Below are 12,878 nucleotides of genomic sequence, written 5' to 3' on the forward strand. Positions count from 1 at the left end.
AGCGCACAGAGGGAATCCGGTGCGACCGGTTCGGTGCCGATGCCGAGCACGACATTCGCGGCGAGCACGTTGTGGGCACGGCCGTCGTTGCCGGTGAGGGCGACCGCGAAGCCGTCGCGTCCGTCGGGCAGCGTGGCCGACTCGACGGCGGTCACTCTGAATCCGAAGCGGCACGTCGCGAGCGCGTCGGCGACCGCGCGGCAGTAGGACTCGTATTCGGCGCGCGGGATGTGGAAGCGCTCGGCGAAGTAGAACTCGAACAGGCGGCCGGCGTCGCGCAGGTAGGCCAGATAGCTGTGCCGGTTTGCGGGATCGACCAGGGTGACGAGATCGGCGAGGAACGGTACCTGGAGGGTCGCGCCGTCGACCATCATGCCCGGGTGCCAGGAGAAGCGCGGATTCTCGTCCAGGAACAGCGTGCGCAGGCCGGGAATCGGTTCGGCGAGCGCGGCCAAGGCGAGGTTGAACGGGCCGAGACCGATGCCAAGCAGGTCATAGCAGGCTTCGAAGGTCATGCGGGAGAGTCCCGGATGACGAGGGTGGCCCGCTTCTCGGGCAGATCGATCGTCGCGCTGAAGCGGAAGCCAGCGGAGATGAAGGCGCGCACGGAGGCGACGTTGCGTTCATCGGGCTCTGCGACGATACGGCAACCCGACTCGCGCTGAATCGCATCGCAGAGGGCTGCCAGGAGCGTCGCACCGAGGCCGACTCCGCGCAGGTCTGGTTCGCCGATGAGCAGGTGGATGCCCAGGTCGTCGGTTTGCACTGGACAGTAGGCGGCGAGCCGGTCTTCTGCCGCGCGGTACAGCTCCCAGTAGCCGATCGGGCGCCCGGAGAGTCGCGCGAGGTACGGCTCGCTGTGAGTAAGAGCCCGTTGTTCGGCCAGGTGCGCGCTGGTTCGTTCGATCGGTCCGGCCAGATCCCAGTAGCGTGCGACCGCCGGGTCGTTCATCCAGCGGTGGATGAGCGGAAGGTCGCGGTCGACCTTCACCGGGCACAGCGTGAACCGGCCAGCCGGCGTGGTGAGGTCCCACCAGGTGGGAGCGGCGAGTGTCCCGGTCATGCGGCGTCTCCTTGCATCGCGCCGGTGCCGTTGTCGCGGGCGAGACCCGCGATGGGGTTGGCGATCTCGACGTAGACCGACTGCGTGGCCAGGTCGCCGATCAGCTCATCGAGGTCCGCTGCGCGGGTCAGCAGATTCGCCTTGCAGCGCAACGATTTCGCGCCCAGCAGCAGGTCCACGGGCTGGTGGCCGCGCAGCGGAGCGAGCAGGTCGGCGGCTAATCCGAGGAGGTCACGCTCCGGCGCGATACCCGCGCAACCGAGCGCCCCGACGACACCCATCAGATTATTGATGCCGACGTAGTACAGGAGTCGTTCCGTGACCACGTCATCGTCGACGATGGTCTCGCTCGCCTGGCCGAGAGCGGAGATGCCGCTGAACGCTTCGAGATGGGCGATGCGCGAGCGCCGGTAGTAAAAGCCCTGATTGTCGCGGTACCAGCCGGCCCCGGGATAGCCTGCGGCGTCCAGCTGGATCAAGGTGTTCTGCTGGTGTGCCTCCAGCGTGACTCCGTGCTCTGCGTCGAGCCAGAGCAGGGGCGTGATCAGCGCGGTCAGGTAGCGGGCGAACCATTCCAGCGCCACCGCGCGTACCGGCCGCTGCTCCGCCGCGGAGAGGCTGTGCAGGTGCGCGGCCAGCTCGTGCGGGTGACCGTCGGCCGCGACCGCGCCGCGGCCTAGATCTGTCAGGGCGGCAAGGCAGAACACGTGGTCGCGCGGCCGGAACGGCGAGTGCCGGAAGGAGACGTCGAGCCCTGGCACGCCGTCCACCGCGAGGTATCCGGCGTCGGTGAGGGCCCGGAATCCCGGATGCGCGGTGAGCAGCTGCATGCCAAGGCGGCCGGAGAGCAGCCGGTGCGCCTCGACCCCGCGCAGCAGTTCCTTGCGCAGGTTCTCGCGCCGGGAGTTGGTGATGCGCAGCGCGAGCGAAAGCTTGAGCATGACCGGCTGGTCGGGCCGGTACACGGTGCGCAGCGATGAGGTCGGGTACCAGGCCGGCCCGGCCTCGCCGAGGTGCTCAAGACGCCCCGAGGCGATCAGCTCACGCACGTTGTCCCGCCGCAGCAGCGCGTTCGCCTGCCAGGGATGCGCCGGAACGAGTACGCGGTCATCTGGAGTCAGGCCGCTGAGGAAGGTAGCGAGATCCGGTGTGGTCGGGCCGAGTTCGCTGTCGTGCGCGGCGAGATCCGGGGCGACCGCGAACCAGTGCAACGGGAACGAGCCGCGCAGTTCGGGCGAGTAGCGCGCGGCTTCGGTCGCGCTCAGTGCGTCTCGGCTCTTCGGCGTCGGGTGCAGCGGGTGCCCGGCCAGCAATCCCTGCTCGGCGACCAGAAACGGCGTAACGGGCTCTGTGGGCGCCGGACTGGCCGCTCGGGCCTCCAGATGCGCCCCGACGCGTTCCGCGGATTCCACGGCGCGCTGCACGAGCTGTTCGAGCCCTTGTCCGCTCGCGCCGGCCGACTCGCCGAGCAAGCGGGCCAGCCCGCCGGGGCTCAGCGGTCCGAGCGGGCCTGCCGCCGTGCCGAGCCGATGCATTCCGGCGGGCGACCAGTACTCCACCGGGATTCGCAGGACGCTGCCGCCGAGATCGATGACCAGCGGCTCGCCCTCGGCCGGCGGCTGGACCCGGCGTTCGCGGATCCAGCAGCGCAGCAGCGCCTCCGTGGCGAGCCGATTCCCGGCCCGCTGAAACGTCGTCGCGTCGGCGGGCCGGTCCGGCGTCGGCACCGCGCCGGGGACTGTCGGGGCGTCAGGGGGCGACAATTGGCTTGTCGGGATCACGCGCAGGTCCTCCGGCAACCGTTCACTGGTCTGGTTCTTGATGGGGCAGGCGGGCGGGCGAAGACTGAGTGGGCTATGGCTGGCTGGGGCGGTCCTCGGCGGCCCCGGCGGCGGCGATCAGGTCGATCAGCCGGTCCAGATCAGAGCTCGATGTCTCCGGATTGACCAGGGTCAGCTTGAGCCGCAGCGAGCCGGGGGCGGCCGGACCGCCAGACCCCGTTTCGTTTCCCGCCGTCGGCAGCTCGGTACGTCCGATGACGGCCGCACCTTCTGTCAGCAACCTGCGACGCAGCGCCGCGTTCACCCGGTCCGGATCGCCGTGCCGGGCCCGGTACCGGAACAGGACGGTCGTGAGCGCGGGCTCCCGGTCGAGCTCGAAATCAGGGTGCGCACGCAACGCGGCCGCGACGTGGGCGGTCAGCGCGAAGCAGCGTTCGATCAAGGCGGCCAGGCCTGAGCGGCCGAGCGCCTGGCAGGTCGCGACGATCTTGACGGCGTCGGCACGGCGGGTGGTGCGCAGCGAGCGGTCCAGCAGGTTCGGGTATCCGGCGCGCTCGTCATCGAGGGCTGACAGGTAGGCGACGCGCCGGGTGAGCGTGCTGAAGGCGGCGCGGTCCCGGCACAGCAGCACCCCGGCCGGGATCGGCTGCCAGCCGAACTTGTGCAGGTCGAGCGTCACCGAATCGGCCTCGGCGATTCCGTGCAAGGCGTCGCGCAGCACGTCGGAGAAGAGCAGCGCGCCACCGTAGGCTCCATCGACGTGGAACCAGGCCCCGTATTTGTGCGCGACGCGTCCGCAGGCCTCCAGCGGGTCGATCGCGCCGGCGTCGGTGGTTCCAGCCGTTCCCACCACGGCGACGATGCGATCGCCTTGATCGACGAGCCGCGCCGCGATGCGCTCCAGGGCCTGCGTATCCATGCGGTGGTCCTTACCGACCGGGACCGGCACGACGGCCCGCTCCCCCAGGCCGAGCAGCGCGGCGGACCGGGCGATGGAGAAATGCGAGACGGCCGAGCAGAGGATGCGCAGCCGCCCGGCCGCGTATCCGGGGATGCCGTCCTCGGCGGGATCGACGTCGTAGCCGCGGCGGATCGACTCGTCCCGGGCGAACAGCAGAGCCATGAGATTGGACTCGCTGCCGCCGGTGGTCACCGTGCCGCCCGGGTGCGAGGCCCGCGTGCCGAAGCAGAGCCCGGCGAGGGTGCGCACGAGTTCGTCCTCGATGACGGTCGGCGCGGCGGACTGATCCCAGGAGTCCATGGACGGATTGAGCGCGGCGACCAGCGTGTCGGCGGCCACGGCGACCGGCAGCGTCGAGCAGTGCAGGTGCGCGGCGGTGTGCGGGTGGCTCGCGTGGACGGTCTCCGCGACGACGAGGGCGGCGAGTTCGTCGAAGGCGGCCTGGCCACGGCCGTGCTCGGGCAGCACGGGTCCGAGCGCGGCGCGGACCCGCTCGGCGACTGCGGCCGGGCCGCCGGGCGGCAGCGGGCGATCGGCACGGGGCGCAGCCTGCGGCTCGATCGCGTCGGTCCGGACGGTCGGGCTCTCGGCCGAGCGTTCGGCCGGGCGTTCGGCGGGGCTGTCAGTCGGGATCTCGGTCTCCGTCATGAACGCGCTCCGGCCAGCGCCCGCTCCGCGCCGGACAGCCCCGACGCCTCGGCAATCGAGTCGATCAGAGTACTGACGACCTGCTCGGCCTCCAGGTCCGTGATCGTGAGCGGCGGCAGCAGTCGCAGCACGCTGCCCTGGCGGCCGCCAAGTTCGACGAGCACGCCGCGGCTCAGGGCGGCGGCGCGGACCGCGTGGGCGAGTTCGGGCGCGCCGGGCCGGGCGCCGAGCGCGTCGGGCGCGCCGTCCGGCTCGACCAGCTCGACGCCAAGCATCAGGCCGCGCCCGCGCACCTCGCCGATCGCGGGCAGCTCGCGGGCCGCCTCCGCGAAGCCGGTGCGGATCTGTTCGCCCAGCTTGCGGGCGTGAGTCGTCAGGTCGTTTTCCATCACGTACCTGATCGTCGCCGTTCCGGCAGCCATGGCAAGCTGTTGGCCACGGAAGGTGCCCGTATGCGCTCCTTCGGCCCAAACGTCGAGCGAGGAGCGGTAAGCGATCACGGCCAGCGGCAGCCCGCCGCCGATGGCCTTGGAGAGGACTATGACGTCCGGTGTGACGCCAGCGTGGTCCACTCCCCACAGCTCGCCCGTGCGACCGAGGCCGGTCTGCACCTCGTCGGCGACCAGCGGGATGCCATATGCCGCGCTTTCGGCTCGCAGCGCGCGCAGCCACTCGTCAGGTGCCGGAATGACTCCGCCCTCGCCTTGGACGGGTTCGACGATGATCGCTGCGGGCGGAGTCAGGCCACTGCCGGGGTCACGCAGCAACCGTCGCAACTGCTCGACTGCGATCCGCGTGCCCTCCGCGCCGCCGACGCCATACGGACAGCGATAGCTCTGCGGATAAGGGAGTCGAGTGACGCCCGCGTCGTTCACGCGCGCAGGCGTGCGGACCGCCGTGTTGCCCGTGGCGGCCAACGCGCCCGCGGTCATGCCGTGGTACGCCCCGGTGAAGGCGATCAGGCCGGTGTTCGCTTTACTCGTCCGGGCGAGCTTGATGGCGGCCTCGACCGCGTCGGCTCCGGACGGTCCGCAGAAGTGGATGCGCGCGTCTTTGGCCAGGTCGGGCGGCAGGATGCCGAGCAGCGTCTCGGTGAATTCGTCCTTGATCGGTGTGGCGAGGTCGAGCACGTGCAGCGGCGCGCCCGAGTCGAGCACGCGGCGGATCGCGGCAACGGCGACCGGATGGTTGTGGCCGAGGGCGAGGACTCCAGCGCCGGAAAGGCAGTCCAGGTAAGCGCGGCCGTCGGCTCCGTAAATAGTCATGCCTTCAGCGCGGACCGGCACGATTGGCAGGTGCCGTGCATAGCTGCGTGCCGCGGATTCGCGGTCGCGCTGCCGATCGAGGATCGCGGCGCTGCTGACGGCCATCTCACCACTCCCCGCTTGGCACCGGCCTTGGCGGCCGCACCGAAGATTAGTGAGGTAAGCCTTACCTACCGTGATCGCACGGTCAACCGAGTGTCGCTGCGAAGAGTGAGTAGTCCGATGAGCAGACGGGCCCGCGAGTCCAGTGACTCGCGGGCCCGTCCTGAGTTGGAGCGTCGGGTGTTATGCCGCCGCGAACTCGTCGAGCGCGGCAGCCAGGGTGGCGTCCACGCGGGCGACGATGCGGGTGCCCGACTCCAGGTGCGTCTCGCTCAGCAGCTCGCCGGTCGCGTGCACCCGCGCGATCAGGTCGCCCCGGCCGTACGGCACCAGCGCGTCGACCTCGATCGCGGGCCGCGGCAGGTCCGCCTCGACCGCGGCGAGCAGCTTGTCGATGCCCTCGCCGGTGCGGGCCGAGACCAGCACCGAGTGCGGCTCGCGGCGCAGCAGCCGGGCGACCGTCTCGTGGTCGGCCGCGTCGGCCTTGTTGAGCACCACGATCTCGGGCACCTTGGCGGCGCCGATCTCCGCGAGCACCTCACGCACCGCCGCGATCTGGCCCTCAGGGTCCGGGTCGGAGGCGTCGACCACGTGCAGGATCAGGTCGGCGTCGGCGACCTCCTCCAGCGTGGAGCGGAAGGCGTCGATCAGCAGGTGCGGCAGGTGCCGGACGAATCCGACGGTGTCCGCGATGGTGAAGGCGCGGCCGCCGGAGGTCTGCGTCCGGCGCACGGTCGGGTCGAGGGTGGCGAACAGGGCGTTCTCCACCAGCACCCCGGCTCCGGTGATCCGGTTGAGCAGCGAGGACTTGCCGGCGTTGGTGTAGCCGGCCAGGGCCACGGCAGGTACCGCGCCGCGCCTGCGCTCCTGGCGCTGGGTCGAGCGGGACTTGCCCATGTCGGCCAGCTCCCGGCGCATGCGGGCCATCTTCTCCCGGATCCGCCGCCGGTCCAGCTCGATCTTGGTCTCACCGGGACCGCGGGTGGCGATCCCGCCGCCGCCCGAGGTGCCGCCGCCGCCCATCTGCCGGGAGAGCGACTGGCCCCAGCCGCGCAGCCGGGGCAGCATGTACTGCATCTGGGCCAGGGCGACCTGCGCCTTGCCCTCCCGGGAGCGGGCGTGCTGGGCGAAGATGTCCAGGATCAGCGCCGTGCGGTCCACGACCTTGACCTTGACCACGTCTTCCAGGTGGATCAGCTGGGCCGGGGTCAGCTCGCCGTCGCAGATGACGGTGTCCGCCCCGGTCGAGGCGACGATCTCCCGCAGCTCGCGGGCCTTGCCGGAACCGATGTAGGTCGCCGGGTCGGGCCGGTCGCGGCGCTGGATGACGCCTTCGAGCACCTGGGAGCCGGCCGTCTCGGCGAGCGCGGCCAGTTCCCTGAGCGAGGCCTCGGCGTCGGCCGAGGTCCCGGAGTTCCACACCCCGACCAGCACCACGCGCTCGAGGCGCAGCTGCCGGTACTCGACCTCGGTGACGTCCTCGAGTTCCGTGGACAGCCCGGCGACCCGGCGCAGCGACTGGCGTTCGGCCAGGTCGAGCTGGTCGCCGTCGTAGCCGTCGGCAAGATCTTCAACACCGTAGCCGGGATCGACGCCGTAACGCTCCTCCTCGTCGGTGCTGCTCTGATTTACGAGGTGGCGCGAGTTGGTCATATCTTCCCTTCAGAGGCGTCTGCCGCTCGGGCGGCCCTGCCTCTCGATGGTCGCACGCCCGAATCGGGCCGAGCGACCGAATTATGATGAGTTTCACGAACTACGGCGGCCGACGGGTTACACATACCCGTCGGCCGCCGTCGTAACGGATGATGCGGCTATCGCAGCGCCAGGTCCCCGAGGTTCATCAGGGGGAAGGCGAACACGATGTCGCCGTCCACCGGACGCCCGAGGCCGCCGCTCACGCCGACGTTGGCGACCGGGCCGAGCGGGGTCATCGGACCCATGGCGGCGCGCGGCGCGGCGGTCTTGGTCGGGACGGTGGGCACCTCGCCCAGCCGCGACGGGTCCAGGACGGCCTGCGCGAGCACCGCTCCGGGTACCGGGGCGCTGCCGGTGGCGACCGGCGGCGGGACCCGGCGGGTGACCGGACGCGGCGCCGGGCGGGCGCCGGGACGAGCCACGGTGCGCGCCACCGGCTTGGCCAGCGCGACGCCGCTCTTGACCGGCGTCGCACCGACGCGGGCCTGCGGCACCGGCGCGGTGCCGGAGACGCCCACGCGCTCGGCCTCGATCCGGGCGGCGAGCTCCGCGGCCGCGAGGTCCACGGAGACCTCGCGCAGCAGGTCGGACAGCTTGATGTCGAGTGCGTCGCAGATGGCGGCGAGCAGCTCTGAGGACGGTTCCTTCTGGCCCCGCTCGATCTCGGAGAGGTATCCCGGCGAGATCCGCGCTTCGGCGGCGAGCTGGCGCAGCGTGCGCCCCTCGTCCTGCCGCTTGCGCCGCAGCACATCGCCGAGCAGGCGACGGATGAGGATCATGTCGTCGCTCCCTCCCTCACTAGGTCTTCTCGCCACCGTACCCGCTTTCGGCGGCTCGCGCCGCCGCCTTCACCGCGGGTGGTGAAACCTGAACCGGCACTACAACCGTACGCAACCGTTGAGCGTCCTGCGGCTATTCCCGGACTCCAGCGGAGGGGTACTCACTCAGAGACGTGCCACGCCAGCGGCCGGTTCATGCGAAAGCGGGGAATCTTTTGTTGACCCGTTAACTTCCGGTCCGCATTCCGAGATAACGCAACGTCAGTTGTAACGTGGCCGCAACAGAGAGCTGCTGGATACGGGCTCGATCCCGCGCCGGGGCTCCAGCGCCGGCCCCGAAACGGCATTGCTCGAACTCGACTCCTTCTTGACCGGAGACCGCGACGAAGACGGTGCCGACCGGCTGGCCGTCCTGCGGCTCCGGCCCGGCGACCCCGGTGGTGGCCAAGCCGAGGTCGGCCCGGCACACGCGGCGCACGCCCTCGGCCATCTGGCTGGCGACCTCACCGTGTACCGCACCAACCTGGTCGAGTAGCACCCCGTCGACTCCGAGCACTGCTGCCTTTAGGTCGGTGGCGTACGCGGTGACCGAACCGCGGAAGACGGCTGATGCACCGGGCACCGCGGTGAGCGCGGCGGCGAGTTGCCCGCCGGTCAGCGATTCCGCGACGGCGATGGTCAGGCGCAGGTAGCGGGCACGGGCGAGCACCTGCTCGGCCAGATCCGCCAGCTGCGCCGGGCCGGGGGCGGGCTGGTACGAGCCGTCGGTCACTTGGCCGCACGCTCCGCGGCCGCGGCACCGTCCGCGTTCGGTCCGCTCGCAGTGCCGCCCGGCACCGCCGCTCCGGCCGGCTGCAGCGGCCTGCTGCGAGCCGACCGCCGCAGCCGGATCGCCTGCAGCACGTAGTCCCCGCCGGTCACCACGGTCACCACCAGCGCCGCCGCCATGATCACGGTGCTCACCCAGGTCAGCCAGCCGAGGCCGGGCACCGCGCCGAGCGGCAGGACGTAGATCCAGATGGCCAGCGCCTGCAGCAGCGTCTTGAGCTTGCCGCCGCGGCTGGCCGCGATGACCCCGTACTTGATCACCCAGAAGCGCAGCAGCGTGATGCCGAACTCGCGCACCAGGATCACCACGGTGACCCACCACCACAGCATGCCGAGCGCGCTGAGCGAGCCCAGGGCCGTGCCCATCAGCGCCTTGTCCGCGATCGGGTCGGCGATCTTGCCGAAGTCCGTGATCAGGCCGCGCTCACGGGCCAGCTGGCCGTCGAGCCGGTCGGTGAACGAGGCGATCATGAACATCACCGCCGCGGCCAGGCGCCACCAGCTCTCCCTGCCGTCCGCGTGCAGGAGCAGCACGGCGAAGACGGGCACCAGCGCCAGCCGGACGAGGGTCAGGATGTTGGCGATGTTCCACAGCGGCACGGCGCCGGGCCCGGCCTCGGGGACCGGCGGTCCGTCCGCGACGGACGGGCGCTGCGCCGGGGCCGTCACCTCGGCTCCGCGACGAGATCGACCCCGTCGCTGTCCACGACGAGCGCGCTGACCAGGGCGCCGACCCGCAGCCCAGCCGCAGTCGGGCCGACCAGGCGTACCGAGCCGTCGGTCTCCGGGCCCTGCTGCGCCGCGCGGCCCTCCACCTCGGCGCTGCCGGCGTCGGTCTCGACCCGCTCGACCAGCACGTCGATCCGCTCGCCGATCCGCTCGGCGGCGCGCTGCGCGGTCAGCTCCTCGGCCAGCTCGGACAGCCGCGCGGCCCGCTCGTCGATCTCGTCCTGGTCCAGCTTGCCGTCGAAGCCGGCGGCCTCGGTGCCGTCCTCGTCGGAGTAGCCGAAGACGCCGATCGCGTCGAGCCGCGCCTCGGTGAGGAAGCCTTCGAGCTCCTTGTAGTCGGCCTCGCTCTCCCCCGGGAAGCCGACGATGAAGTTCGAGCGCGCACCGGCCAGCGGCAGCTTCTCGCGGATCGAGGCGAGCAGGCCGAGGAAGCGCTCGGTGTCGCCGAACCGCCGCATCCGCCGCAGCACGTCCGGGGCGCTGTGCTGGAAGGACAGGTCGAAGTAGGGCGTCACCTTGGGCGTGGCCGCCATCGCGTCGATCAGCGTCGGGCGCATCTCGGCCGGCTGGAGGTAGGAGACGCGGATCCAGTCAAGGCCGTCGATCGCGGCGAGCTCGGGCAGCAGGGTCTCCAGCAGCCGGATGTCGCCGAGGTCCTTGCCGTAGGAGGTGGAGTTCTCGCTGACCAGGACGACCTCGCGCACGCCCTGCTCGGCCAGCCAGCGGGCCTCGGCCAGGATGTCGGCGGGGCGGCGGGAGAGGAACGCGCCGCGGAAGGACGGGATAGCGCAGAAGGAGCATCGGCGGTCGCAGCCGGAGGCCAGCTTCAGCGCGGCGGAGGGTCCGTCGCCGAGGCGGCGGCGCAAAGCGCGCGGACCGGATGCCGGTGCGACGCCTTCAGGCAGGTCGGCGATGCTCGAGTGGCCGTGCGTACCGTGTCCGGGCACGGACAGCGCCGAGCCCGCGCGTTCGACCGGCGTCAGCGGCAGCAGCTTGCGGCGGTCGGAGGGCGTGTGCGAGGCGACATGTCCACCGCTGAGGATCGTGCGCAGCCGGTCGCCGATCTCCAGATAGTGGTCGAAGCCGAGGACCGCGTCCGCCTCGGGCAGCTCGTCGGCCAGCTGCACGCCGTAGCGCTCGGCGAGGCAGCCGACCGCGACGACGGCCTTGGTGACGCCGTTGCCCTTGAGGTCGGCGGCGGACAGCAGCGTGTCGATCGAGTCCTTCTTGGCGGCGTCGACGAAGCCGCAGGTGTTGACGACCGCGACCTCGGCGGCCGCCGGGTCCTCGACCAGACTCCAGCCCTCGGCGGCGAGCCGGCCCGCCAGTTCCTCGGAGTCGACGTCGTTGCGCGCGCAGCCGAGGGTGATCAGGGCGACGGTGCGGCCCCCGGGATCCGTGGGCACAGTGCGGGACATGCCCACAAGGGTATCCGGAGAGCTTCGGTGCCTTTTCTCCGGAGCGGCCCGGCTTGGCGGCTCAGCTGCCCGACGCCGGGTTGTACGAAGCGCGGAAGACCTGACCGGAGCTGCCCTGGGAACCGAGGTCGTGGCCGTTGACGACCAGGTCCACGGCCGCGGCGTCGCCGACGATCACGTCGAGCTTGCTGGCGTCGGTGAACTCCTGCGTCTGGCCGGGCTGCAGGATGTTCCAGAACAGCTGCTGGCCGGCCGCGTTGGTGACGCCGAGCCAGCTGGGCGCCTTGCCAGCGACGACCCGCAGGTCGACCGTCTTCGGCTTGGGCGCGGCCGGTGGCGCCGCAGCCGCGGGCGCCGCGTGCTTCGCGGAGGCTGCCTTCGGCTGTGCGTGGCTCGTTGCAGCGGCGGCCGAGTCCGCGGCGGCGTGCGCGGCTCCTCCAGAACTGCTCGGCCACAGCTGTACGGCGGCGACCAGGCCGACCGCGGCGAGCGCGCCGATCAAGGCGAGCGACCAGTTCGCCCCGGCCTTCGCCGGAGTCTTCGCGCCGGCGAGGAAGGCGGCGGGCCGCTCGTTGACCGGCGGCGGTCCTTCGGCTCCGGCGATGAGCGCGGCGGCCGAGCCGGCGTCGGCGTCGGTGAAGTCGTCGCGGCGCCGGTGCTTGAGCGGCGGCACCTCGGGCGGCGGGGTCGCGCCCGCCATCGGCACGAGCGACGGCACCGCACCAGGCACGATCGTCGGCAGTACCGAGCGTGCCCGTTGCGCTGCCGCCTTCTGTGCACCGCGCGGTGCGGTACCGACGGCTTCCTTCGCGGGCTGCGCGACAACGCGCGGCTTGCGCAGATCCCGCTTCGTCAGCGGAGGCAGTCTGATCGCGCCGTATTCGGCGAGCAGCGGCGCGGGGTCGAGGCCGACCGCTTGGGCGTAGGCGCGGATATGTCCACGTGCGTACACGTCTCCGCCGCACTGCGCGAACTCGCCGGCCTCGATCCGGTGCAGCACCTCGGGCGTGATGCGGGTGCGCTCGCTGATCTGACGCGCGGTCAGCCCGGCGGACAGACGCGCGCCCTGAAGCCTCTCGCCGATCAGCCGATGCGGATCCCGCTGCTCGCCCTGCTCCTGCGCCACCTGGATCCCGCCTCTCGTTCCGCGCTGACCGGACAGCGTCGCCCCGTGCGTCTGAGAACAGCTATGCCCGGCCCGGGGGCGGCCCTCCCCTCCGGCCGCCCGCTTTCGCCCGATTGGCTTTCCTTCGCCCGGCCTAACGCGCGAGTCGGCGATCCGTCACTGGATCGCCTGCATCGGGGGCTATTCCTGCGGCTGGAGCGAGTCAAGCAGTTGCTGAAGGTCGTCCGGCCTCATCAGGACGTCGCGCGCCTTGGCGCCCTCGGACGGACCGACCACGCCGCGCGATTCGAGCAGGTCCATCAGCCGGCCCGCCTTGGCGAAGCCGACCCGCAGCTTGCGCTGGAGCATCGAGGTCGAGCCGAACTGGGTGGAGACGACCAGCTCCGCGGCCTGGATCAGCAGCTCGAGGTCGTCGCCGATCTCCTCGTCGATCTCGCGCTTCTTCTCGGCCGTCTCGGTGACGTCCGGCCGGTACTCCGGCTT

Annotated in this window: 11 protein-coding genes and 1 pseudogene; all 12 read right to left on the minus strand. The window is 71.5% G+C overall.

Annotated features, from left to right (window positions below; translation table 11 throughout):
* On the minus strand, positions 1 to 515 hold a 515-nt coding region (locus VFB40_RS07180), incomplete at its 3' end, for a SidA/IucD/PvdA family monooxygenase (RefSeq protein ID WP_324848505.1).
* Complete coding sequence (locus VFB40_RS07185; RefSeq protein WP_324848506.1) at positions 512 to 1,063, minus strand: GNAT family N-acetyltransferase; 552 nt, start codon at positions 1,061 to 1,063, stop codon at positions 512 to 514. The genes VFB40_RS07180 and VFB40_RS07185, both read right to left, overlap by 4 nt.
* On the minus strand, positions 1,060 to 2,844 hold the full coding sequence (locus tag VFB40_RS07190; protein WP_324848507.1) for an IucA/IucC family protein: 1,785 nt from the start codon (positions 2,842 to 2,844) through the stop codon (positions 1,060 to 1,062). Before VFB40_RS07190 ends, VFB40_RS07185 begins: the two co-directional genes overlap by 4 nt.
* Positions 2,845 to 2,917: 73 nt before the next feature.
* On the minus strand, positions 2,918 to 4,453 hold the full coding sequence (locus tag VFB40_RS07195; RefSeq protein WP_324848508.1) for a pyridoxal phosphate-dependent decarboxylase family protein: 1,536 nt from the start codon (positions 4,451 to 4,453) through the stop codon (positions 2,918 to 2,920).
* On the minus strand, positions 4,450 to 5,823 hold the full coding sequence (locus VFB40_RS07200; protein ID WP_324848509.1) for a diaminobutyrate--2-oxoglutarate transaminase family protein: 1,374 nt from the start codon (positions 5,821 to 5,823) through the stop codon (positions 4,450 to 4,452). The genes VFB40_RS07195 and VFB40_RS07200 overlap by 4 nt, the downstream gene beginning before the upstream one ends.
* Positions 5,824 to 6,003: 180 nt before the next feature.
* Positions 6,004 to 7,473 carry a GTPase HflX gene (gene hflX, locus VFB40_RS07205; protein ID WP_324848510.1) on the minus strand — a complete coding sequence of 490 codons (1,470 nt, stop codon included), beginning with the start codon at positions 7,471 to 7,473 and terminating at the stop codon, positions 6,004 to 6,006.
* 518 nt (positions 7,474 to 7,991) lie between these two features.
* Positions 7,992 to 8,294, minus strand: a pseudogene (locus tag VFB40_RS07210) (helix-turn-helix domain-containing protein); the annotation flags it as partial.
* A gap of 226 nt (positions 8,295 to 8,520) precedes the next feature.
* Positions 8,521 to 9,003, minus strand: coding sequence for a CinA family protein (locus VFB40_RS07215; protein WP_414642050.1), 483 nt, complete (start codon positions 9,001 to 9,003; stop codon positions 8,521 to 8,523).
* A 59-nt stretch (positions 9,004 to 9,062) separates the two neighbouring features.
* Entirely contained in the window at positions 9,063 to 9,791 is a 729-nt protein-coding gene (gene pgsA, locus VFB40_RS07220) for a CDP-diacylglycerol--glycerol-3-phosphate 3-phosphatidyltransferase (protein ID WP_324848512.1), read from the minus strand.
* The gene (gene rimO, locus VFB40_RS07225) at positions 9,788 to 11,269 is read right to left on the minus strand and encodes a 30S ribosomal protein S12 methylthiotransferase RimO (RefSeq protein ID WP_324848513.1); all 1,482 of its coding nucleotides are present in this window, start codon (positions 11,267 to 11,269) and stop codon (positions 9,788 to 9,790) included. Before rimO ends, pgsA begins: the two co-directional genes overlap by 4 nt.
* A 61-nt stretch (positions 11,270 to 11,330) precedes the next feature.
* Positions 11,331 to 12,395: a helix-turn-helix domain-containing protein gene (locus tag VFB40_RS07230; RefSeq protein ID WP_324848514.1), complete on the minus strand. Its 1,065-nt coding sequence runs from the start codon at positions 12,393 to 12,395 to the stop codon at positions 11,331 to 11,333.
* Positions 12,396 to 12,575: 180 nt separating this feature from the next.
* Positions 12,576 to 12,878 (minus strand): DNA translocase FtsK (locus VFB40_RS07235; protein ID WP_324848515.1); only part of this gene is annotated, 303 nt, incomplete at its 5' end.

The sequence above is a fragment of the Actinocrinis sp. genome (genome assembly GCF_035650855.1).
In the GTDB taxonomy this organism is placed as follows: Bacteria; Actinomycetota; Actinomycetes; order Streptomycetales; family Catenulisporaceae; genus Actinocrinis.